Source organism: Actinomadura livida (assembly GCF_014648675.1).
Lineage (GTDB): Bacteria > Actinomycetota > Actinomycetes > Streptosporangiales > Streptosporangiaceae > Spirillospora > Spirillospora livida.
In genome coordinates, this window is the sequence record NZ_BMRO01000001.1 from 581,388 (window position 1) to 603,880 (window position 22,493).

The 22,493-nt window shown below is 72.9% G+C and carries 20 protein-coding genes and 1 other RNA gene; 10 read left to right on the forward strand and 11 right to left on the reverse strand.

The window, feature by feature from the left end; genetic code table 11:
- Positions 1-331: 331 nt before the first annotated feature.
- Positions 332-2,308, forward strand: a complete 1,977-nt coding sequence (gene sepH, locus IEZ03_RS02535; RefSeq protein ID WP_189241148.1) for a septation protein SepH — start codon at positions 332-334, stop codon at positions 2,306-2,308.
- 4 nt (positions 2,309-2,312) lie between these two features.
- On the opposite strand, the gene IEZ03_RS02540 is transcribed toward sepH, so the two are convergent.
- Entirely contained in the window at positions 2,313-3,893 is a 1,581-nt protein-coding gene (locus tag IEZ03_RS02540) for a PH domain-containing protein (protein WP_229807950.1), read from the reverse strand.
- The gene (locus IEZ03_RS02545) at positions 3,890-4,450 is read right to left on the reverse strand and encodes a PH domain-containing protein (RefSeq protein ID WP_132043668.1); all 561 of its coding nucleotides are present in this window, start codon (positions 4,448-4,450) and stop codon (positions 3,890-3,892) included. Before IEZ03_RS02545 ends, IEZ03_RS02540 begins: the two co-directional genes overlap by 4 nt.
- Positions 4,451-4,704: 254 nt before the next feature.
- Between IEZ03_RS02545 and IEZ03_RS02550 the strand changes: the two genes are divergently transcribed.
- Both IEZ03_RS02550 and IEZ03_RS02555 read left to right on the forward strand, forming a co-directional pair.
- On the forward strand, positions 4,705-5,697 hold the full coding sequence (locus tag IEZ03_RS02550; protein WP_184882498.1) for an ATP-binding cassette domain-containing protein: 993 nt from the start codon (positions 4,705-4,707) through the stop codon (positions 5,695-5,697).
- Positions 5,694-6,503, forward strand: a complete 810-nt coding sequence (locus tag IEZ03_RS02555) for an ABC transporter permease (RefSeq protein WP_132043664.1) — start codon at positions 5,694-5,696, stop codon at positions 6,501-6,503. Before IEZ03_RS02550 ends, IEZ03_RS02555 begins: the two co-directional genes overlap by 4 nt.
- Before the next feature lie 100 nt (positions 6,504-6,603).
- Here IEZ03_RS02555 and IEZ03_RS02560 read toward each other — a convergent pair whose 3' ends face one another.
- On the reverse strand, positions 6,604-7,989 hold the full coding sequence (locus IEZ03_RS02560) for an NAD(P)/FAD-dependent oxidoreductase (RefSeq protein ID WP_184882496.1): 1,386 nt from the start codon (positions 7,987-7,989) through the stop codon (positions 6,604-6,606).
- A gap of 390 nt (positions 7,990-8,379) precedes the next feature.
- Here IEZ03_RS02560 and IEZ03_RS02565 point away from each other — a divergent pair, with 390 nt between their 5' ends.
- The 3 genes from IEZ03_RS02565 to IEZ03_RS02575 all read left to right on the forward strand — a co-directional run bounded on the left by IEZ03_RS02565 (position 8,380) and on the right by IEZ03_RS02575 (position 13,446).
- Positions 8,380-8,958: a YbhB/YbcL family Raf kinase inhibitor-like protein gene (locus IEZ03_RS02565; protein ID WP_229807951.1), complete on the forward strand. Its 579-nt coding sequence runs from the start codon at positions 8,380-8,382 to the stop codon at positions 8,956-8,958.
- 277 nt (positions 8,959-9,235) lie between these two features.
- Positions 9,236-11,017: a hypothetical protein gene (locus IEZ03_RS02570; protein ID WP_184882494.1), complete on the forward strand. Its 1,782-nt coding sequence runs from the start codon at positions 9,236-9,238 to the stop codon at positions 11,015-11,017.
- Positions 11,018-11,184: 167 nt separating this feature from the next.
- Positions 11,185-13,446 (forward strand): SulP family inorganic anion transporter, encoded by a 2,262-nt coding sequence (locus tag IEZ03_RS02575; RefSeq protein ID WP_184882492.1) that lies wholly within the window; start codon positions 11,185-11,187, stop codon positions 13,444-13,446.
- A gap of 71 nt (positions 13,447-13,517) precedes the next feature.
- On the opposite strand, the gene IEZ03_RS02580 is transcribed toward IEZ03_RS02575, so the two are convergent.
- The 7 genes from IEZ03_RS02580 to IEZ03_RS02610 form a co-directional block, all read right to left on the reverse strand.
- The gene (locus tag IEZ03_RS02580; RefSeq protein ID WP_132054496.1) at positions 13,518-13,715 is read right to left on the reverse strand and encodes a hypothetical protein; all 198 of its coding nucleotides are present in this window, start codon (positions 13,713-13,715) and stop codon (positions 13,518-13,520) included.
- 159 nt (positions 13,716-13,874) lie between these two features.
- Positions 13,875-14,282 (reverse strand): DUF5959 family protein, encoded by a 408-nt coding sequence (locus IEZ03_RS02585; protein ID WP_184882490.1) that lies wholly within the window; start codon positions 14,280-14,282, stop codon positions 13,875-13,877.
- A gap of 185 nt (positions 14,283-14,467) precedes the next feature.
- An RNA gene (gene rnpB / locus IEZ03_RS02590) (RNase P RNA component class A) lies at positions 14,468-14,864 on the reverse strand.
- A 43-nt stretch (positions 14,865-14,907) separates the two neighbouring features.
- Entirely contained in the window at positions 14,908-16,251 is a 1,344-nt protein-coding gene (locus IEZ03_RS02595; RefSeq protein ID WP_229807952.1) for a TrpB-like pyridoxal phosphate-dependent enzyme, read from the reverse strand.
- Positions 16,252-16,326: 75 nt separating this feature from the next.
- Positions 16,327-17,439, reverse strand: a complete 1,113-nt coding sequence (locus IEZ03_RS02600) for a bifunctional RNase H/acid phosphatase (protein ID WP_184882488.1) — start codon at positions 17,437-17,439, stop codon at positions 16,327-16,329.
- Positions 17,436-18,179, reverse strand: a complete 744-nt coding sequence (locus tag IEZ03_RS02605; protein WP_184882486.1) for a zinc ribbon domain-containing protein — start codon at positions 18,177-18,179, stop codon at positions 17,436-17,438. The genes IEZ03_RS02600 and IEZ03_RS02605 overlap by 4 nt, the downstream gene beginning before the upstream one ends.
- Positions 18,176-18,997, reverse strand: coding sequence for a Nif3-like dinuclear metal center hexameric protein (locus IEZ03_RS02610; RefSeq protein WP_229807953.1), 822 nt, complete (start codon positions 18,995-18,997; stop codon positions 18,176-18,178). Before IEZ03_RS02610 ends, IEZ03_RS02605 begins: the two co-directional genes overlap by 4 nt.
- A 127-nt stretch (positions 18,998-19,124) precedes the next feature.
- On the opposite strand from IEZ03_RS02610, the gene IEZ03_RS02615 reads away from it, so the two are divergent.
- The 3 genes from IEZ03_RS02615 to IEZ03_RS02625 are packed head-to-tail and all read left to right on the forward strand — an operon-like array spanning position 19,125 to position 20,516.
- Positions 19,125-19,676 carry a pyridoxamine 5'-phosphate oxidase family protein gene (locus tag IEZ03_RS02615; RefSeq protein WP_132054790.1) on the forward strand — a complete coding sequence of 184 codons (552 nt, stop codon included), beginning with the start codon at positions 19,125-19,127 and terminating at the stop codon, positions 19,674-19,676.
- 45 nt (positions 19,677-19,721) lie between these two features.
- A complete protein-coding gene (locus tag IEZ03_RS02620; protein ID WP_132054788.1) occupies positions 19,722-20,066 on the forward strand; it encodes a DUF6191 domain-containing protein in 345 nt (114 codons plus the stop codon).
- A gap of 51 nt (positions 20,067-20,117) precedes the next feature.
- Positions 20,118-20,516, forward strand: coding sequence for a hypothetical protein (locus IEZ03_RS02625; protein WP_184882482.1), 399 nt, complete (start codon positions 20,118-20,120; stop codon positions 20,514-20,516).
- 382 nt (positions 20,517-20,898) lie between these two features.
- On the opposite strand, the gene IEZ03_RS02630 is transcribed toward IEZ03_RS02625, so the two are convergent.
- Complete coding sequence (locus tag IEZ03_RS02630) at positions 20,899-21,186, reverse strand: hypothetical protein (protein WP_184882480.1); 288 nt, start codon at positions 21,184-21,186, stop codon at positions 20,899-20,901.
- A 656-nt stretch (positions 21,187-21,842) separates the two neighbouring features.
- Here IEZ03_RS02630 and IEZ03_RS02635 point away from each other — a divergent pair.
- Positions 21,843-22,493, forward strand: a complete 651-nt coding sequence (locus tag IEZ03_RS02635; RefSeq protein WP_184882478.1) for a M48 family metalloprotease — start codon at positions 21,843-21,845, stop codon at positions 22,491-22,493.

The window sequence follows — 22,493 nt, forward strand, 5'->3', positions numbered from 1 at the left end:
ACGTCAAAAAGACGCGGCGCCGCGATCTCCCCCAGGCACGGTGTGGAAAAAGATGCACAAGGATCCGGCAGGGTGGCCCCGGGCGGGTCGCGGCACCGGCAAGCTTGGCCGGGTGCCCTCTTCTACCTCGTGAAGGGGGCTTCGAGAGCGGCGATGTTCGGACATGCCGGGTACGGTGCTGGCAGCAGGTGTGTCCGAAAGAGAGACTCGGGGACCCGGGGGAAAGGGCACGCATGCGCCCTCGGTGGGCATCGGACGGCCGACCGGTGAGACGAATGGTCGCGCGGTCCGGCGTCCTCCGTGCCATCAGGACAGGGCAGGAAGGACACGCATGCAGGAGCTGCGCCTCGTCGCGGTCAGCGAGGACGGTACGTACCTCGTCCTGGCGACCGCGGGCCGGGGCACCCGGTTCACCCTGCCCGTCGACGACCGGCTCCGCGCGGCGGTCCGTGGGCACTTCTCCCGCCTCGGCCAGTTCGAGATCGAAGTGGAGAGTCCCTTGCGCCCCAAGGAGATCCAGGCCCGGATCCGGTCCGGCGAGACCGCCGAAGAGATCGCGGAGTCGGCGGGCATCCCGGTCGAACGCGTCCGCTGGTTCGAGGGCCCGGTCCTGCAGGAACGCGAGTACATGGCCCAGCAGGCGCAGCGCGTCGCGGTCCGCCGGCCCGGCGAGTCCGCCCCCGGCCCGCCCCTCGGGGAGACCGTCGAGGAGCGGCTCGGCCGCGGCGGCGTCGACCTCGACGAGGTCGAGTGGGACTCCTGGAAGTGCGAGGACGGCACCTGGCGCGTCCGCCTGTCCTTCTTCGACGACGGCCGCCCGCACGCCGCCGAGTGGACGTTCGACCCGCGCCGCCGGCACGTCTTCCCGCTGGACGAGATCGCCGCCCGCCTGACCGCCGTGGAGTGGGACGACGACGCGCTCTCCGACACCGTCACGCCGCTCGTCCCCCGCCGTCCCGCCATGAAGGTCGTCTCCAGCGACCGCGACCCGGCCGCCCGGGGCCTGCCCGGCGAGCCCGGCGCCCACGGCCGGCTCCGCCCCGCCGAGCCGCGCGAGTACCCGGCGGAGCCCCCTCGCATGGCGGAGCCCCGCCCCTTCCGCGAGACCTCCCCCGAGGGCGGCGGCATCGGCAGGGCCCCCGCCCAGAGCACCACCGAGCCGGGCCGGTTCCAGGACGCGCCCCGGCGGCGCGGGACCGCACCGATCCGCGAAGCCGGCGAGGCCCGCACCGCGCACATCCGCGAGACGGCGGAGACCGACCGCTTCACCGACAAGACCCAGGCCCCTGAGGACGTCCGCGAGGAGTCCGGCTTCGACACCCTGACCGACGACCGCGAGACCCCCGCGACCGCCGAGGTGCGCACCACCGGCCGCGACGCGTCCGAAGAGCGCGAGGCCGCCATGCAGGCGGAGGCGCCCGAGGCTGAGACCGAGCGCGGAACCACCCAGACCCGGGAGGACGACGAGCCGCGCGACACCGCAGAGGCGGACGTCGTCGAGACGGATCTTGCCGAGGACGAGGCCGAAGAACAGGACACCGCCGACACGCGCGAGACCGGCCGTTCCGAGGACGAGGCCGAGGACGAGGACGACGAGGTCACGCGTCCCGGCGAAGCGAACGAAACGCACGCGCCCGAAACCGACCCGGCCCCGGAGACGACCGACGACCGCGAAACGGCCGACGCCGGCGAGACCGCCGCGGCGGAGCGCCTGGCGGACGCGTCCCCCGACCGGGAGACCGCCGAAGCGCAGACCACGGGCCGCGACACGTCCGAAGAGCGCGCCGGGGAGACCGAGCCGGCCGACACCGCCCGCACCGACGAATCGCCCGCCGCGCCGGACGAGCGCGCGGCGTCCCGGCTCGCCGAGACCCCCGCACGACGGGCCGCCCGGCTCCGGGCCGCCGCCGAGGCGGCGGAGGCAGAGGCCGTGGAGGCAGAGGCCGTGGAGGCAGAGGAGGCCGAGGCGGAGGAGGCTTCGGCCGACGTCGCGGCGCCGGAGCCCGAGGCCGCCGCACCGGCCCGCAAGAGCGGGCCCGGCGGGGAGGAGAAGCCCGCGCGGGAGAGCAAGCCGGCGGCGCAGCGGCCGGGGCAGCGGCAGCCCGCGCGGACGCCCGCGAAGAAGAAGCCGGCCGCCCGTCCCACCATGCCCGCCGCGCAGGACAAGCCGGCGACGCCCGCGCCCGCGGCGGCCGCGAACAGCGAGCCCGCGGCGCAGCGGCCCGCGCGGCGCCGCAAGGCCAAGGGCAAGCGCGCCTCCGTGCCGTCCTGGGACGAGATCATGTTCGGTGCGCGCCGCCCCGAATAGGGCGTCAGTCCTCGGGCGGGGTCTCCAGGAACGGCGTCACCCAGTCGGGCGTGATGCCGGCGGCGAGGGCGACGGCGTCCCCTTCGGCCATGTCGATGGCGGAGTAGCCCCCGTCGCCCGCGCCGACCGCCGCGACGAGGGTGGCGAGGCCGAGCCTGCGCTGGAAGACGGTCCGCCGGATGCGCCAGCCGACGATGGCGGTGTGCTCCACGACGGCCTGGCGGCGGCGCAGGGACCCTGACCGGACGCTGAGCCGGTCCCCGTCGGTGACATGGCCGAGCTGCCGGTACCGGTCCAGCCCGAGCGGTACGGCCAGGACGGCGAGGACGCCGAACACGTAGGCGGCCCACGGCTGCCCGGTCGCGACGGCGAGGACGGCGAAGGCGGCCGGGAGCCCCACCGCGCGGGTGACACGCCGGCTCCGGGCCGCCGGAGGATGCGCGACGAGCGGGCCGGGGACGGCGCCGATCACGCGGGCGGCGAGGGCCTCGGCGACCGGGCGCGGGGCGGCGGGCAGGAGGCGCCCGCGGTGCGCGGCGTCCCCGAGCCCGGTGATCAGCGCACCGAGCCGGGTCACTCCGGCGGCGCGCTCGAAGGGATTGTCGGCGAGCTCGACGCCGCGCAGCCGCCGCAGTTCGAGCGAGACGCTCCGGCGGGTGACCAGGCCGCGCTCGACGGCGAGCGACCCGTCCCGCTGGTGGACGGTGAAGTCCCAGTTGAACAGCATGAAGACGAACACCGACATGACCGGCATGGCGAGCAGGACGAGGATCGCCAGCGCGACGACGAGGGCGGTGGACAGGCCGACCACGTCGTGGCCGACGCTCTCCACCCGCTCCCGCGTGATGAGGCCGAGGTCGTCGCCGAGGTTGTAGATCGTGCCGAGGAGGGAGCCCGCCACCGCGAAGGGCGTGAACAGGTAGGCGCCGCTCAGCGGCGCGTACGCGTACCAGCGCCGCCGCATCCGGGCGAGGACGCGGCGCGGCGGGGCCGGGGCGTCCCGCGAGAGCAGGACGCGGCGCAGCCGTTCGGCCTCCTGGAGGGAGACCGCGTTCAGCGCGCCCTCTCCGCCGTCCGCGCCGGCGTCGATGTGGACGACCGCCAGGCCGAGCAACCGGTGCGGGAGGGACGCGCTGATGTCCACCCCCCGGATCCGGTCGCGCGGGATGCTCTTGACCGACCGCCCGATGAGCGCCCGCCTGAGCTCGATCCGGTCGTCGAACAGCACGTAGGTGAACGTCAGCCAGCCGGCCACGTGGAAGAGCAGGCCGAACGACAGCCCGGCGAGCGCGAAGTAGAACGCCGTGGACAGGCCGCCGACCATGAGGCCCGTCGCACCGGCGGCGACCAGGGCGAGGAGTTCGCGGACGGCCCCGACGACGAACGTCAGCGGATGCAGCCGCTGGCCGCGCGGCCGCTCCTTCCGCGGACGCACCACGTCCGGCTCGGGGTCCGCGCCATCGCGCTCCGCCCCGCCGCACTCGGCACCACCGCGGTCGGCGCCGCCGGCGGGGCGGTCCCCCGCGGCCGAAGGGCCGGCGTACGGGCGGATCGCGCGGCCCCGCTCGCCGCTTCCCGTGGTCACGTCGCGTCGTCGCGCAGGTCGTGGGCGCGGTGCGCGAGGTCCTCGGCGAGGCGGGTCGCCACGCCCACCGGCAGCCCGGAGACCTCGGAGGACCCCGCGTGGGACGCGGTGTTGACCTCGATGGTCGCCAGCCCCAGCATCCGCTCGATCCAGCCCTGCTGGGTGTCGACGGTCTGGATGCGGCCGACGGGGACCAGCAGCCATTCGCGGCTGAACCAGCCCGTGCGCGTGTAGACGACGTCGGCGCTGACCTCCCAGCGGTGGACGCGGTAGCGCCAGACGGGCGCGACCGTCACCATCAGCAGCCCCGCGGCGCCGACGGCGTAGGGCAGCCAGCCGATCCGGCCCGACAGCCACCCGGGCACGCCGTCCCAGCCGGAGTCGCCCACCCAGGCCGCCACACCGAGGGCGAGCCCGAACGCGAGGCCCCACACCAGCAGGTACTCGATCGCCCAGTGCGCGATCGCGCGGGCCGACACCCGGTGTTCGGGCGGCCGCAGCCGCGGCGGGTGCGGCCCCCCGCCGTCCTTGTGGTGACTGCGCCGCACCGACGTCACACCGCGAGTCTAGAACGCCGGAGGCCCCCTCCCGCCGGTTCGCCGCCCGCGAACCGCCGGATGTGGGCACAATCGCGCGGGCATCAGCGTTCTGTCAGAGGGTCATGCGATGTTGGGGGGACGCTCCGGCACCCCCGCAGAGCCCCGCTGGGCGGCGGAAAAACTGGATGCATCCGAGCCGGACACCACATATTTTCGGCAGATCCGTCTCGACCGGGACGGTGACGTCCGGCGACACGATCTCAGGAGATCACATGACGTACGCCATCCAGGCCGACGGCCTGGAGAAGCGGTTCGGTGAGACCCAGGCGCTGGCCGGCGTCTCCCTCACCGCCCCACCGGGAACGGTCCTCGGAGTCCTCGGCCCCAACGGCGCCGGCAAGACCACGATGACCCGGATCCTCGCGACACTGATCGAGCCGACGGGCGGCAACGCCCAGGTGGGCGGCTTCGACGTCGTCAAAGAGGCGCACAAAGTGCGGCAGCTCATCGGCCTCACCGGCCAGTACGCCGGGGTGGACGAGATGCTCACCGGCACCGAGAACCTCGTCCTGATCGGCCGGCTGCTGGGGATGTCCCGGCGGGCGTCCAAGGCGCGGGCCGCCGAGCTGCTCGACAGGTTCCAGCTCTCCGACGCCGCCGAGCGCGCCGCCAAGACCTACTCGGGCGGCATGCGGCGCCGGCTCGACCTCGCGGCGAGCCTCGTCGGGCGGCCGCAGATCCTCTTCCTGGACGAGCCGACCACCGGCCTCGACCCGCGCAGCCGCAACGGCCTGTGGGACATCGTGCGCGGCCTGACCGGCGACGGCGTCACGGTGCTGCTCACCACGCAGTACCTGGAGGAGGCCGACCAGCTCGCCGACGACATCGTGGTCATCGACCGCGGGCAGATCATCGCGCACGGCACGTCCGACGTGCTCAAGTCGCAGGTGGGCGGCCAGGTGCTGGAGGTCCGGCCGGTCGACGCCGCCGACGCGTCCACCGTGGCGAAGATCGTCGGGGAGCTGGCCGACACCGTCCCGGAACTCGCCGACGACCTGGTCAGCGCGCCGATCACCGACCCGGGGCTGATGCCCGCCGTGGTCCGCCGCCTCGACGAGGCCGGCGTCGCCATCGGCGAGATGTCGCTGCGCAAGTCGAGCCTGGACGAGGTGTTCTTCGCCCTCACCGGCCACCACACCGAGGACCTCGACGCCGAGGCCGGCGAGCTCGCCGAGTCGGCCAGCAAGGAAGGGGCGTCCGCGTGAGCACCGCGACGTTCGCACCGCAGGACCTCGCCAAGCGGGTCGCGCCCGGCACCGCCCTGCGCAACACCGCCACGCTGGCCTGGCGCAACCTGGTCCAGATCAAGCACAACCCGATGGAGCTGCTGGACCTGTCCATCCAGCCCATCATGTTCGTGCTGCTGTTCGCGTACGTGTTCGGCCCGGCGATGTCGGGCAGCGTCGACGCCTACCTGCCGGTCGTCATCCCCGGCATCATCGCGCAGAACGCCCTGTTCGCCGGGATGAGCACCGGGTTCGGCCTCAACACCGACATCACCAAGGGCGTCTTCGACCGGTTCCGGAGCCTGCCGATCGCGCGCAGCGCCCCGCTCGCCGGACGGATCATCGCCGACACCGCCAAGCAGGCGTGGTCGATGATGATCCTGCTGGTGGTCGGCTTCATCATCGGCTTCCGCATCGAGACGAACGTCCTCGCCATGTTCGCCGCGTTCGCGCTGCTGCTGGCCTTCGCCGTCCTGTTCTCCTGGACGTCGGTCTACATCGCGATGAAGGTGAACGAGCCGGAGAAGGTGCAGATCTTCGGGTTCGTGGTGATCTTCCCGTTGAGCTTCATGAGCACCGCGTTCATCCCGAACACGGACGGCATCCCCTCCGGGCTCGCGTTCGTCATGGACAACAGCCCGGTGACGCACCTGGTGGAGGCGATGCGCGGCCTCCTGGTCGGCGGCCCCGTCTTCGAGCACGCGGTCACGGCCCTGATCTGGGGGATCGGCTTCTCGCTGATCTTCGCCCCGCTCTCGCTGCGGGCGTTCAAGAAGCGCGCCTGATCCATCGGAGTCCATCGGCTCGGTCCTGCCGCGCAGGATGCCGAATGCCCCGGCGGTCGCGGGCACCGCCGGGGCATTGGTCTCGGTTCGGTCGGACGGGTCAGGCGGCGGGTTCCCTGGCCTGGTCGGCCGCCCGCTCCTTGGGGCGGACGTCGTCGAGGGCGGCGAGCTGGAAGTCGGCGCGCGGCTGCTCGATGGTGGCGAGGGAGACGGTCTCGCGCTTGAGGAACAGGGCGAGTGTCCAGTCCGCCACGACGCGCAGCTTGCGGTTGAAGGTCGGGACCTTCGCGCCGTGGTAGGTGCGGTGCATGAACCAGGCGGGCCAGCCCTTGACCTTGAACCCGTAGGTCTGGGCGACGCCCTTGTGCAGGCCGAGCCCGGCGACCGCGCCGACGTTGCTGTGCACGTAGGGCTTGAGGGTCTTCCCGCGCAGCGAGCGGACGATGTTGTCGCCGAGGAGCTTGGCCTGGCGGACGGCGTGCTGCGCGTTCGGCGGGCAGTACATGCCCTCCTGCGTCAGGTCCGGGATGGCGGCGTTGTCACCGGCGGTGAACGCCCGCACCAGGCCCTCGATGGTCAGGTACTCGGTGCCCTTGACGCGGCCCTTCTCGTCCACGGGCAGGCCGCCCCGCCGGACGACGGGCGCCGCCTTCACGCCCGCGTTCCACACCAGCGTCCCGGCCTGGAAGGAGCTGCCGTCCGACAGCTCGATCCGCCCGTCCACGGCCGACTCCAGCAGCGTGTTCATCTTGACGTCGATACCGCGGCCGCGGAGCTGCTCGGCGGTCCACTTGCCCATGTCGGGGCCGACCTCGGGCAGGATGCGCCCGGCGGCCTCGACGAGGATGAACCGCAGGTCCTGCGGGGTGACCTTGCGCATGTACTTCGTGGCGTCGCGGGTCATGTCCTCGAGTTCGGCGACCGCCTCGACGCCGGCGAACCCGCCGCCGACGAACACGAAGGTGAGGGCCTTGCGGCGCAGCTCGGCGTCGTCGGTGGACTCGGCGATCTCCAGCTGCTCCAGCACGTGGTTGCGCAGGTGGATGGCCTCGCCGACGGTCTTGAGGCTGATTCCGTGCTCGGCGAGCCCGGGGATCGGCAGCAGCCGCGGCACCGCGCCCGCGGCCATCACGAGGTAGTCGTAGGAGATCCGCTCCGGCGGCCCGGCGAGCGGCTGGACGATCGCCCACCCCTCGTCGTGGTTCAGCTCGGTGACCCGGGCCTTGCGCACGGTGCACTTGGGCAGGACGCGGCGGAGCGGGACGACGACGTGCCGCGGGGAGATGTTCCCGGCGGCGGCCTCCGGGAGGAACGGCTGGTACGTCATGTACGAGTTCGGGTCCACGATGGTGACCCTGACCTCGCCCCGCCTGAGCTCGCGTCTGAGCTTCTTCTGCAGGCGCAACGCGGTGTACATGCCCACATAGCCGCCACCCACGATGAGGATGTGGGGAGCGCCAGGGCTCTCCTGGGCGATCCTGGCCATTGCGGCCTCCAATGTCACGGTCGGCTTGTGAAGACATTCACAAGCTAGCCGATGGAACGTGCTTGGCACCAATCAATAACCAGGGAAGAACAGCAGATCTTCCCGTCCTGGCAAAGCAGGACGCCGATACGGCTGTGAAACCCGCCACTCCTTCCCAAAAACTGGCATGGACCGGGGCAGAACACGCATGATCAAGGTCACAGCGCCCCTCCGGCCGGAGGGGCGTCCCGCGGTGGAGGGAAAGGCCCGTTCCAGTCCCGGCGAAGCCCTAGTGTTGGGGCCGAATCGTTGGGGCCTACGAGGAAGGGGCGCCGGCGGGCGGGGCGCATGCGGCCGAGATGACGGCGATCCGGCGGCGCGCCGCGTACGATCTCGCCCGGGAGCGTATCGATGATGAGCAGACACCGGCGTCCGATCACGGCCGCGGCGGGCGCCCTCGCGGTCGCCGCCTCCGTCGGCGGCTGCGGCCTGTTCGGCCAGCCGGAGAACAAGAGCGCCGAACTTTCCGAGTGGTTCACCGTGACCAGCCCGGTGTTCCGCGATGGGCAGGACTTGCCCCCGCGGTACGGCTGCACGACGTACCCTGGCGGGCAGGGAAAGACCCCACCGCTCCGGTGGTCGGGCACGCCGAACGGGACGCGGTCGTACGCGATCGTCGTGGACGACCCGGACGCGTCGGGCGGCGCCCGCGTCCACTGGGTGATCGCGGGCATCGGCGGGACGGTGAACGAACTCGTCGAGGACGCCCGGCTGGACAGGACCGTCGAAGGGTTGACCACAGAAGACAAGGCGGGCTACGCGCCGCCGTGCCCGCCCAAGGGAGAACGGCACCGGTACCGGTTCACGATCTACGCGCTGGACCACCCGGAACCGTTCGCCGACGGCGCCGCACTGAAGGACTCGCTCCCCGCCATCGCCCGGCACACGATCGGACGGGGCAGGATCATCGGGAACTTCGGCGGCAACTAGGCGCGTTGACCGTGGAGCCTGAGGGCCCAGGGTCAGGGCGGACCCCACCGGGGGGCTGAGCCGACAGGGGCGTACCGACGGGCGGGATTGGCCGATCGGGACGTGCCGTGCGAGGGTGAATGTGCGCGATGGGTGTGACAACGGTCATAGCGGTCGGTCAGAATCGGGCTAGACCGAGGCGGCGGCGACCAGAGCAGCACCGGTCGCCTGCGACAATCGGGACGGACTCGCGGTCCGCGCCAGGGACTCTCACCGGGCCAAGGCATTGGGTGGTGGCATGACTTCTTACATCGTGGTCTTCGGCCTCATTGTGGTCGTGGTCCTCGTGGTCGTCCTCGTAGCCCTAGGCCTCCGGGCCAGCAGGGCGGGACGCGACGACGACGACTGGATGGACGACGAGCCGCAGCACCCGCGCGGCCGCCGGGCGGGCCCGCCCCAGGACGACATGGGCGGCCCCGACGACTACGGCTACAACGACGGGTACGACGGCGCCTACGACGGCGGCTACGACCGGCACGGCGCGCCCGAGCCCGCCCATGACCGCCGGGTCGCCGGCGGCCCGCTCGCCGCCCCCACCGCGTCCCCGCCGCCCCCCGCCCCGAGCGGGCAGGCGTCGGACGAGATGGAGGACGACGACTACTGGGCGACGATCACCTTCGACAAGCCCAGGTTCCCGTGGCAGCACGACCACGACGACGAGCGCTCGGACGCCGACTTCGCCGCCGACCCGCTGAACGCGCAGGGGCCCGCGGACCAGCCGCCGCCCGAGCAGCCGGGCCTCACGCAGCCGAGCCTGACCCAGCCCGTCCCGATGGGCGTCGAGACCCCCGGGCTCGCCGGCATGGGCGCGCAGGGCGGCGGGACCGGTCCGCAGCAGATGCCGGCGCCGGGCGGTTTCCAGGGCGGCTCCCCGTTCGCCGGGCACGACCCCGGCTCGACGGCGCTCGACCCCATCCCCGCCGACCTCGCGGGTCCCGGCGGCCCGGGCATGCCCGGCGGGCAGCCGCCGTACGGCGGCCCCGGCGCGCCCGACCAGCAGGTCTACGGCGGCCAGGAGCCCCAGCCCGCGTACGGCGCGGCCGACTACGGGCCCGGCGACCCGTCCTACGGCGGCCAGGACCAGTACGGCCACGGGCAGGACCAGGGGTACTCCGAGCAGCACCAGTACGGCTCTCCCGAGCCGTCCTACGGCGACTACGGCTCCGACCCGCTGGGCGGCCGGCAGGGCGGCTACGACATGCCCGCCGACCCCGGCCCGCGCGGCGGCGACCCCCGCTCGTCCGACCCGCTCGGCCTGCCCCTCGGCGAGCCCGCCGTCCCGGCCGCGCCCCCGGCGCCCCCGGCTCCTGCTCCGGCGCCCAGCGGCTCCGACACCGACGGGCACCGGCTCCCGTCCGTGGACGAGCTGCTCCAGCGCATCCAGTCCGACCGTGCGCGGTCGGCGAACCCGGCTGCCTCGTCCGACACGGGCGGCTCCTACGGCGGCGGCTCCCTGAACGACCCGCTGGGCGACCCGCTCAGCACCGGCTCGTTCGGGACGACCGGCGGTTCCGGAGGCACCGGCAACACCGGGCCGTGGCAGACCGGCGGGCCCTCCGGCGGGCAGGGCGGCGGTTACGACCCGGGGCTCGGCTCCGGCGTGCCGTCCGGTCCCCCGCCCGGCGGGATGGGGGCTCCGTCCGGGTACGGGCAGGGCCAGCAGAGCGACGGCTACCCGACGGCGCCCGCCTACGGCGACTCCCCGCGCTACGACGAGCCGCTCAGCGGCGGCCGCGAGTCCTTCGGCGGGTTCGGGGGCAACGAGGGCGGCTCCGGCGTCTACGGCGACTTCAGCGGCAGCAGCTACAACGGCGGCGCCGACCCGCTCGCCGCGCCGCACGACCCGAACGCCCAGGGCGGCTACCAGGACCCGAACGCCACCCAGGCGTACGGCCCGGGCGGCGGCTACTACGGCGGCTCGCAGCAGCAGGGCGGGTACCCGCAGGGCGGCCAGCCGAACGACAACGCCCCGTACGGCTCCCGCCAGCCGGCCGACGACTGGGAGAACTACCGCCGCTAGGCATCCCGGGCGGCCGCATCCGGCCGCCCGACCGCGAACGAGGGCCGCCGACTCCCGGCGGCCCTCGTTCGCGTCTCCGCCCGCAGAGGCTCCGGCGGGACGGCGCGCACCCGCCATCTCGCGAATGGCCTGGCTGAAGCGGCTCTAATCCTGGTTATATACGGAGAGTGACTTCAAAGCCACTCAACGTGTCCACATTTCGGCGGGACTTCCTCGCGTCGTTCGTCGTGTTCCTCGTCGCGATCCCGCTGTCGCTCGGCATCGCGGTCGCGTCCGGCGCCCCGGTCGCGGCCGGGCTGATCGCCGCCGTCGTCGGCGGTGTCGTCGCGGGCCTGATCGGCGGGTCACCGCTGCAGGTCAGCGGCCCCGCGGCGGGCCTGACCGTGATCGTCGCCGAGCTGGTGCAGACCTACGGCTGGCGCGCCACCTGCACGATCACCCTCCTCGGCGGGCTGCTCCAGGTCGCCCTCGGGGCCGGCAAGGTCGCCCGGACGGCCCTCGCGGTCTCCCCCGCCGTCGTGCACGGGATGCTCGCGGGCGTCGGCGTCGTCCTCGTCCTGGCGCAGGTGCACGTCTTGCTCGGCGGCAGCCCCCAGCAGTCGGCGCTCGCCAACCTGGGCGAGCTGCCGGGCCAGCTGGCGGCCCCGAACACCCACCCGGCCCTCCTCGGCGCACTGACGGTCCTGGTGCTGCTGTTCTGGTCGCGGCTCCCGAGCACCGGCCCGCTGCGGCTGATCCCCGGGCCGCTGCCCGCGATCGCCCTCGCCACCCTGACCGCCTGGTCGCTCGGCTGGGACGTCCGGCGCGTCGAACTGCCCGACTCCCTCTTCGGGGGGTGGGACACCCCCGCCGTGCCGGAGGGCCCGCCCATCGGCATCGTCGGCGCCGTCCTCTCCGTCGCGCTCGTGGCGGCCGTCGAGTCGCTGCTGTGCAGCGTCGCCGTCGACCGGCGGCGCCCCGCCGGGGTGCCGCGCGCCGACCTCGACCGCGACCTGCTCGGGCAGGGCGCGGGTAACGCGGTGTCCGGGTTCCTCGGCGGGCTGCCGATCGCGGGCGTGATCGTCCGCAGCACGGCCAACATCGAGGCGGGTGCCCGCTCCCGCACGTCGGCCGTCCTGCACGGCGTGTGGGTGCTGGTCCTCGCGCTGTCGTGCGGCCCCGCCATCGAGCAGGTGCCGCTGCCCGCGCTCGCGGCGCTGCTGGTCGTGCTGGGCGTCCGGCTCATCGACACCGCCCGCATCCGCGACCTGCGCCACCACCGCGAGGCGCCCGCCTACTTCGCCACCCTCGTCGGCGTCGTCGTCCTCGGGCTCGGTGAGGGCGTCCTGGTGGGCATCGCGGTCATGGGGGTGCTGGCGCTGCGGCGGCTGACCCGGCTGTCGGTCCGCGCCGAGCACCTCGTCCCCGAACCCGATGACGGCCCGGTCCCGATCCGCACCCACGTGGTCGTGGAGGGCACGCTGACCTTCCTCGGCGTCCCCAAGGTGACGCGCCTCCTGCATGAGGTCCCGCCGGGCGCCAGCGTCGATCTCGACCTGAACGTCGACTTCATGGACCACGCCGCGTTCGACGCCATCCACCAGTGGCGGCTCGCGCACGAGCGCCAGGGAGGGAGGGTCGACATCGACGAGGTTCACGAGGCTTGGTATGAAAGAGCCGTGACAGGTGACATGTCCTCGCCGCGTAAATCGCCCCCTTCCGCCCGTTGGTGGGCGCCATGGGCGAATCGTCGACGGCGTTCCGAGGAGGAACTCGACGCCCCCGAGGTGTCCCCCGCCGCCGTGCTGCTGGACGGCGTCCGCGAGTACCACGGCCGGACCGCCCGGCTGGTGCGGCCGATCATGGCCGAGCTGGCGATGGAGCAGAAGCCCCAGCACCTCTTCATCACCTGCGTGGACTCGCGCATCGTGCCCAACATCATCACCGCCAGCGGCCCCGGCGACCTGTTCATCAACCGCAACGTCGGCGCCCTCGTCCCGCGGTACGGCTCCCGCACCCGCGACGACTCCGTCGCGGCCACCGTCGAGTACGCCACCAACGTCCTCGACATCCGGACGATCACCGTCTGCGGCCACTCCAACTGCGGCGCGATGGCCGCGCTCCTCGCCGGCGGCACCGAGGTCGAGCACCTCTCCGGCCTGTCGCGGTGGCTGAAGCACGGCAACCACAGCCTCGCCCGCTTCCTCGCCACCGACCCGTCCGGCGAGGACGCCCCGCCCCTCACCCGGCTCTGCAAGATCAACGTGATGCAGCAGCTCGACAACCTGCTCACCTACCCGTGGCTGCGCAAGCGCGTCGAGTCCGGCGAGATCGAACTGGTGGGCCTCTACCTGGACCTGCAGTCCGCCAACGTCGAGATCCTCGACCGGGCCACGGGCGCCTTCATGCCCGTCCCGGACGACGCCCCGCCGGCCCGGACCGTCACCTGACACGCAAGCGCGGGCCGTCCCCCCGCAAGGACGGCCCGCGCGTCAGTGTGCCTTCAGTCGGCGCCCGCGGGTCAGCGGCTCACGAGGTCGTCGTGGCGCGTGTAGTCCCGCACGTACATTCCCGTCACCCGGCGCGCCCGCCGCGCACGCCGGTCGGACGCGGGCAGGAACAGCGCGTCGTACCGGCTGGCGCGCGAGAAGTCCCACAGATAGACCAGTCCGGCCACTCCCCCCGCCAGGACGAGGGCCACGAACATGATGATGAACATCGAGGCTCCTTTCCACGGGACCCAGCACCTCGGCCCCGCCGCCGTCACCGATCAAGGCGATCAGCTCTCCCCTAGAAGGTAAGCGCCCCGTTTCAACCTCTCTGTGTCGTATGACCCGAACCATGTGAGTTGCACGCCCCTCCCCACGGGATGGCGCGCTCAGCTGCTGAGCTTGGGACTGGCTTCGCGAAACCTCGCCAGTCGATTGAACTGGTCGTCCAGCCAGTACTCGTCTGGGCCGACCTGCACCCGCACGGTTGCCATGGAACCCACTCGGTCCTCGATCGTGACCCAGAGGTAGTCGTACTCGTCGTCCCACTCGATGGTGAGCACAGTCCTGCCCGCGGCCTCCATCCAGCTGCCGGTCTCCTCGCCGTCGAGGGCTTCGAGAACCTCGGCCCATTCTGCGATGTCGTCCGAATGGAGCGAGATCTTCTTGCGTCCCTTAACGAACTCCGTGTCGACGACGATCTCGCCTTCCAGGCTGGCGGGATCCACACTCACCACGACGGTGGGACTCGTGGCCCACGTTGACTGCAAGCTTATGAGATCGATGCGTTCAGGCATCTTGTACCTCTTATATCTGGCGAGTGCGGCCTTAAAGGTTATTGCGCACCATGATGTCCGCAACGGGCACGGCGCGGTGTTCAGCCCGCATTCTTCCCGGTGATCGGCGGCAGGGCTGGACGGTTCCGAACATGTACGGGGCGGGCCACGTACCCGTCTTCGTGCGGCGCCGGGCGGGTGAAGGGCGGACGAGTCGGCCTGTAAGCCGGGTTCTGTGCCCGCCGGCCCTTGCGGGGCGGCGGGTGACGGCCATCCATCTCGGGCCGCCGTTGCCGGCGGCCTCCAGCGGTCTACCCGCAGGCTCGGGCGGGCCGCCCTCGGGCACCTGCGCGGGGCCTCTTGCGGGGCCCCTTCTTGACCTTGCTCCGGGTGGGGTTTACCGAGCCGCCCACGTCACCGTGGGCGCTGGTGAGCTCTTACCTCACCGTTTCACCCTTACCACCGGCGGACCGGTGGCGGTCTGCTTTCTGTGGCACTTTCCCGCGGGTCACCCCGGGTCGGCGTTACCGACCACCCTGCCCTGTGGAGCCCGGACTTTCCTCGACGGGGATCGCTCCCCGACGCGGCCGTCCGGCCGGCTCGTCCGCCGTACATAGACGATAGCGGGTCCGGTGTTGTTCCCGGCTCACGGCAGGGTCGTCAGGGCCTCGTCCAGGCGGGACTGGGGGAGGGTGTGGTCTTCCATCTCGCCGGAGAGGTAGCGGTCGTAGGCGGCCATGTCCAGGTGGCCGTGGCCGCAGAGGGCGGTGAGGATGACCTTGGGTTCGCCCGTCTCGGCGCAGTGGCGGGCCTCCGCGATGGCGGCGGCCAGGGCGTGGGTGGGCTCGGGGGCCGGGACGATGCCCTCCGTGCGGGCGAACAGGATCCCCGCCTCGAAGCATTCGCGCTGGGGCTTGGCCTCGGCCTCGAAGATGTCCAGGTCGTACATGTGGGAGAGCAGCGGGGCCATCCCGTGGTAGCGGAGGCCGCCCGCGTGGATGGGGTCGGGGACGAAGTCGTGCCCCAGCGTGTGCATCTTGAGAAGGGGCGTGAAGCCGGCCGTGTCGCCGAAGTCGTAGGCGTAGCGGCCCCGGGTGAAGGACGGGCACGCATCCGGCTCCACCGCCCGGATCGCCGGGTTCATCCGGCCCTGCAGCTTCTCGCGGAGGAACGGGAAGAACAGGCCCGCGAAGTTGGAGCCGCCGCCGGTGCAGCCGACGATCAGGTCGGGGGTGTCGCCGACGAGCGCGAGCTGTTCGAGGGCCTCCTCGCCGATCACCGTCTGGTGCATCAGGACGTGGTTCAGGACGCTGCCGAGCGCGTACCGGGTGTCGTCCGGGGAGGCCGACTCGACGGCCTCGCTGATGGCGATGCCGAGGGAGCCGGGCGAGGCCGGGTCGTCCGCGAGGATCTTCGCGCCGGACGCGGTCAGCCGGGACGGGCTGGCGTGCACCTGTGCCCCGTACAGCTCCATCATCGAGCGGCGGTACGGCTTCTGGTCGTAGGAGGCCCGGACCATCCAGATCTCGCATTCGAGGGCGAACTGCGCGCATGCGAACGCGAGCGCGCTGCCCCACTGGCCGGCGCCCGTCTCGGTGGTGAGGCGCCTGATGCCCTGGCGCGCGTTGTAGTACGCCTGCGGGACGGCCGTGTTCGGCTTGTGGGAGCCGACCGGGGAGACGCCCTCGTACTTGACGTAGATGCGGGCGGGCGTGCCGAGGGCGTGTTCGAGGCGGTGGGCCCGGATGAGGGGGGTGGGGCGCCAGAGCCGGTAGACGTCGCGGACCTCCTCGGGGATGTCGACGAAGCGCTCGCCCGAGACCTCCTGGGCGATGAGGTCCATCGGGAACAGCGGCGCGAGGTCGTCCGGGCCGACCGGTTCGCGCGTTCCCGGGTGCAGGGGCGGGGGCGGCGGCGCGGGCAGGTCGGGGACGACGTTGTACCAGCGGCTCGGGAGCCTCGACTCGTCCAGCAGGATCTTCGTCGTCACGGTTCCTCCCCAGGTCACGGTGCCCTTCTGTGGAGCGTAGGCGCGCTGGGGGCCGCTACGGAAGGCCGGTTCCGGTCAGGCCGGAAGATGGTGGACGTCGTTGAAGGACCGCAGGGTAGCGGGGCCGTCGGCGTACCAGTCGATGGACGACAGCGCCGCCACGTCCAGGTGCATCCGGTACAGGGACGGCATGGGCGCGCCCAGGGCGTCCTTGACCAGCATCTTGATCGGCGTGACGTGCGAGACCACCAGGACGGTCTGCTCGCGGTGGCGGACCTTCACCTTGTCCAGGGCGGTCCGGACGCGGCGCGAGACCTGCGCGAAGCTCTCGCCCCCGGGCGGCGCGACCTCCGGATCGGCCAGCCATGCCTTGAGCTCGGCCGGCCAGCCCTTGCCGGCCTCGGCGAACGTGAGCCCCTCCCAATCGCCGAAATCGGCCTCGCGGAAACCGTCCTCGACGCGGACGTCGAGCCCGGTGACGGCGGCGACCTCGGCGGCGGTGGCGCGGCAGCGCGCCAGCGGCGAGGTGACGATCGCGTCCAGCCCGCGGTCCTTGAGGGCGAGCGCCGCGGCGCGGGCCTGGGCGAGTCCGTTCGCGGTCAGCGGGACGTCGCTCGTCCCGGCGAAGCGCTTCTCGACCGACAGCGGCGTCTCACCGTGCCGGAGCAGGACCGTGGTCATCGGGGTGGACGACGGCGGCCGCACCGGCGCCGGGGGCGGTTCCGGCTCCCCCGGCGGCTCCTCGACCTTGCGGACCCACTGCTCGCCGCGGGCCGCGGCGTCCATGGCCTCGTTGGCGAGGCGGTCGGCGTGCGCGTTGCGGTTCCGCGGGATCCACGTGTAGGAGACCGACCCCAGATCCTCCGCCAGCTCGCGGGCCCGCAGGGCCAGCGGGACCATGTCCGGGTGCTTGATCTTCCAGCGTCCGGACATCTGCTCCACGACGAGCTTGGAGTCCATCCGGACCTCGACGCGGGCGGCCGCGTCGATCCCGGACGCGGCGGCCAGCCCGGCGATGAGGCCCCGGTACTCCGCCACGTTGTTGGTGGCGTCCCCGATCGCCTCGGCGACCTCGGCCAGGACCTCCCCGGTCAGCGCGTCGCGGACGAGCGCCCCGTACCCGGCCGGGCCGGGGTTGCCGCGCGATCCCCCGTCCGCCTCGACGACCAGCTTCCGGCCCGCGCTCACAGGCCCGACTCTGGCGTCCGGATCAGGATGCGGCGGCACTCCTCGCAGCGGACGACCTCGTCCTCGGCGGCGGCGCGGATGTTGTTCAGGTCCACCGTGTTGAGCGCCAGGTGGCAGCCCTGGCAGGCACCGCGGAAAAGCTTGGCCGCGCCGACGCCGCCGAACTGGCCGCGCAGCTTCTCGTAGAGGGCCAGCAGGTCCTCGGGGATGTCCTTGGCGACCGCGGTGCGCGCGGCGCTGGTCGTCCCGGCCTCGTCGTCGATCTCCCGCCGGGCGGCGTCGCGGCGCTCGACGAGCGCCGCCAGCTCGTCCTGCGCGGCGGCCTGGTCGGCGCGCAGCGCGGACACCTCGCCCTCCGCCTCCTCCGACCGCTCCATGATCTCCAGGACGACCTCCTCCAGGTCGGACTGGCGGCGCTGCAGCGACTCGATCTCCGCCTGGAGGTTGCTGAGGTCCTTGGCCGAGGACACCTGCCCGGAGTCGAGCCGCTTCTGGTCGCGGTCGGCCCGGGCGCGGACCTGCTCGACGTCCTGCTCGGCCTTCTTCTGCTCGCGCTGCAGGTCGCCGGTCTCCGTCTCGGCCGCCACGATCGCGTCGCGCAGTTCGGTCAGGCGTCCCTCCAGCCGCTCGATCTCCGCCAGCTCGGGCAGCGTGCGCCGGCGGTGGGCCAGCCGGTCCAGCGAGGCGTCGAGCTCCTGCAGGTCGAGCAGGCGGAGCTGGGCTTGGGGTGCGGCTTTCAATGTGCTCCTTCGTCGTGGAGGCGCCACGCGTCGGTGACGAGCGTGGACACCCGGGTCTCCAACTTGCCCGCGTCCGGGGAGGCCGCCGCCAGGCGCCGCTCGGCGTCGGCGAGCCAGGGCCACTCGGTCGCCCAGTGCGCGGCGTCCACCAGGGCGGGGCCGCCTTGCTCGGTGAACTCCGAGGCGGGGTGGTGCCGCAGGTCGGCGGTGAGGTAGACGTCGACACCGGCGTCGCGCGCGGTGCCGAGCAGGGAGTCGCCGGCGCCCCCGCACACGGCGACGGTGCGGACGGCGCGGTCAGGGTCGCCCGCGGCCCGCACCCCCCAGGCGGTGGACGGCAGCCCGGCCGCCACCCGCCCGGTGAACTCCCGCAGCGTGACGGGCTCGGCCAGCTCCCCGATCCGGCCGAGGCCGCGGCGGGGATCGTCGTCGGCGGGGACCATCGGGCGCAGCTCGCCGGTGAGGCCGACGGCCCGCGCCAGCGCGTCCGACACGCCGGGCTCGGCCCGGTCCGCGTTGGTGTGCGCGGTGTGCAGCGCCACCCCGTTCCTGATCATCCGGTGGACGAGCCGGCCCTTCGGCGTCGTCGCGGCGACCGAGTGCACCCCGCGCAGCAGCAGCGGATGATGCGTGACCACCAGGTCGGCCCCCCACTCCAGCGCCTCGTCGATCACGGCGGCCACCGGGTCGACCGCGAACAGCACCCGTCCGACCTCCTGGGCGGGGTCGCCGCACACGAGACCGACGGCGTCCCAGGACTCCGCCCACTCGGGCGGATAGAGCTCCTCCAGGGCCGTGATGACATGGGATAGGCGCACGTCCCGCAGGCTACCGCGCCGAGCCGCTCCCAACGAGCCACCGAGCGTCACCACGGAGTCCGGAGGTCTGAAACGATAGGCCGGGGGACAGCCAGACAGTGACAGAACCCAAAGAGGGGAGAACGCCATGTCGGCTTCCGGCGCCGCGGCGGAACCGGAGCCCACCCAGCCCACCGGTCCCTTGGAGCCGACCGCCGAACGGCCGTACATGCCCGGCTACGGCATCGTGGGCCCGGAGGAGGGCAGCGGCCTGCTGCCGTGGTCCTGGGCCGTGGAGCAGTTGCGGGAGGCCCGCAACTTCTGGCTCTGCACGGTGCGGCCGGACGGACGGCCGCACGCCATGCCGGTGTGGGGCGCCTGGTCCGGTGAGGCACTGCTTTTCAGCAGCAGCGTCCCGTCCCGCAAGATGGTGAACCTGCGGGCGAACCCGCGGGTCGTGGTCACCACCGAAGAGGCCGAGAACCCCGTGGTCATCGAGGGGATCGCCGAGGTGCTGACCGAGCAAAAGGACCTCCAACGGTTCATCGACCTCGTCAATTCCAAGTACGCGACCAGATATCGTGTGGACTTCCTGGACCCCGAGGTCAACGCGACCGTCGCGGTACGGCCCCAGCAGGCCTTCGGGCTCCGCCAGGGAGACTTCACCGGTTCTCCCACCCGGTGGTCCTTCACGACCTGAGCGGTCGCCGGGATCAATCTGGCCACCCATCGCGTTGGAGAGTGTGTGAAGTCACCCTTTCGCCGCCGCAAGCGCGTCAAGGGCCGCGCCATGGGCAACCGCCCGGAGCCGGCCGAGCAGGAGATCGTCGAATGGCCCCGCGAGGGGACGGGCAAGTCCTCGCTGATGGGCGCCATCCGCGGTGACGGTGAGACCGGCGCCGGGTTCGGCGGCGGCATGTTCGAGGACTTGGCGTCCGCGTTCGAGGGGTCGAAGAAGGTCAAGCTCGAGGAGCAGGAGCGGCAGAAGGTCCTGCGCCAGGACGACCACGAGCAGACCGGCTCCGGCAGCACGCGCGACGACCTGGACTCGGGCAGGATCCGCATCCGCCGGACCCCGCCGCCGGAATAACGTGTCCGATTTGTATCGAACATAAGTTCGAAGTCGGGTTATCCTGACCTCGTGAGCACCTACGTCCCGCCCGGCTGGCCCGCGCAGGTGCACCCACCGGGCACCGAGCGCTTCGAGGACACCGCCCTGGCCTGGCTGCTCGAACTCGTCCCGCCCGAGTACCGGCGCTACGGCGTGCTGCGCCGCTACCCCATCGCCCTCGCCCGGATGGCCCGCCACCACGCCGCCGCGTCCGTGGAGGCGGCCCGCGAGGGCTTCCGCACCGCCCGCGTCGACCTCGGGGACGTCGTCCCGCCGCACGGCGTCGAGTCGGTCCTGGAGACCTACCGCCGCGAGGGCGCCCGCCTGGTCGCCCTCCTGCAGGCGATCGAACTCGTCGAGACGGCCCTGCGCGGCCTCGCCGAGCCAGACGATCCCCGACATCGCCGACCTTTCACCCCGAAGCTGTGACCCTCCCGTTGACGCTGCGTCGTGGCGTGCGCAAACCTTTGAACCGATCCTGACGGGAGGGTTCCGGTGAGCACACCACCTGGGTGGTACCCAGATCCAGAGTGGATGGGCCGCGAACGCTACTGGAACGGCCAAACCTGGACCGACCAGTCCCGCCCCTACGCCACCCGCTCCCGCCGCCGCCCCACCCCACCCCCGGAAACCCCCCAAGCACCCCCACCCGCCCCCACACCGCCGCCAACGCCACAGACGCCACCCCCAGCAGAGCCCCCGACGCCCCGGGCCGCTCCACGACCCTCAGCACCGCCCCCACCACCATGGGGCGCTCCACGACCCTCCCCAGAGGCAACGCCGCCACCGCGCAAGACCGCGCCGCCACCGGTCAGAGCAGCGACACCACCGCTGCCCACCACGCCACCTCCGGCAGGCCCACCACCATCGGGGATTCCACAGCCCTCACCAGAGGCAGCCCCGCCCTCCCAGAGCACCACCGACCCGCCATCAGCGGCAGCGATACCGCCAGCACCGCAAACCGCACCAAGGCCGTCACCACAAGCGACGCCCTCCCCGCGCGACACCACACCACCAACGGAAGCAGCGCCACTAGCGCCGCCCACCACGCCGCCTCCAGCAGGGCCACCCACACCATGGGGTGCACCGCGGTCCTCACCAGAGGCACCACCGCCCTCGCGCGGCACAACCGACCCGCCACCGGCGGCGGCGATGGCGTCATTGCCGCAAGCCGCGCCGCAGCCGTCACCACAGGTGCCGCCGCCACCTCGCGACGCCGCGCGCCCGGCGGGAGCAGGGATGCCGGCGCCGACCATCGGGCCACCTTCAGCGGGGTTTCCACCGCCTTTGGGGGTTCCGCGGACCTCGTCGGAGGCAGCGCCGTCGGCGGGAGGGGTGTCGCCGCCTCGTGACGCGCCGCCGTTGGTAGGTGGGGTGCCGCCTGCGGCCGAGGCTTCGCCGCCGTCCGGTGCGGCAGCCTCGGCAGGGGCGGCGACGTCGTCGGGCGCTTCGCCCTCGGGTGTTGTGCCGTCCCTGGTGGGGGCGTCGGAGGTTGGGGGTGTGGTGTCTTCGGCTGGGGACGGCGCCTTGGCGGTGCCGGAGGGGCGGGCTCTCGTCGGGCAGCCGCCTGGGGAGGGGCGGTTTCTTCCGCCTGGGCGGGTGGAGGGTTCTGGGCGGGCGGGGGCTTCGGTCGGAGTGGTCGTTGCCGCTGAGGCCGTGGTGGTGGCGGCGGTCGCGTTTGGGGTGCATGTCATCTGGCCCTTGTGGGGGGCCGGTGTGGTGGTCGCGGTTTGGGCGGTCATGTTGGTGGCGCCGGTGGCCGCTTCGCGGGCCTACGGGTATCGCGAGCCGGTGGACGCTGAGCGGGTGCGGTTGGAGCAGGCGTGGCGGAACGTCCAGCGGCAGGCGGGGGCCGGGGCGTATCGGCTGGTCGTCGTCGAGTCTGAGGAGCTGAACGCGTGCATGCCGTTCGGCCGGACGGTGGCGGTCACGTCCCATTCGGCGCGTTCGCTGGAGCCCGGCCGGCTTGAGGCCGTGCTGGCCCATGAGCTGGGGCACGTGGCGGGGTGGCGGACGGTGCCCGCGTTCGTCCATGCGCAGGTCACGTTGCCGAGCCGGGCGGGGCTGTGGGCGCTGCGGGGGGTGTGGGCTCCGATCGCGCCCATGTGGAAGCGGGCCGTCGCGTGGCACCGGCCGATCGGGTTCCTGGCGGTGTTCCTTCTGGGCGTGGTCGCGACGGTTGCCACGGCGCTGCTGGTCCTGCCCGCGGGGGTTGCGTTCGTCGCGGCGTGGGTCGCGCGGCTGCCGCGTGGGCGGGCGGAGGCGCGGGCGGACGCGGCGGCGGTGCGGTTCGGCTTCGGGGCCGATCTCGTGGCGGCCGTGGAGCATCGCATCGAGAACGCCCCGCACGGGTTGCCGATGCCTCTCGTCCGGCGGGCCCAGGGGTTGCGGCGGCGGCTCGGCTGA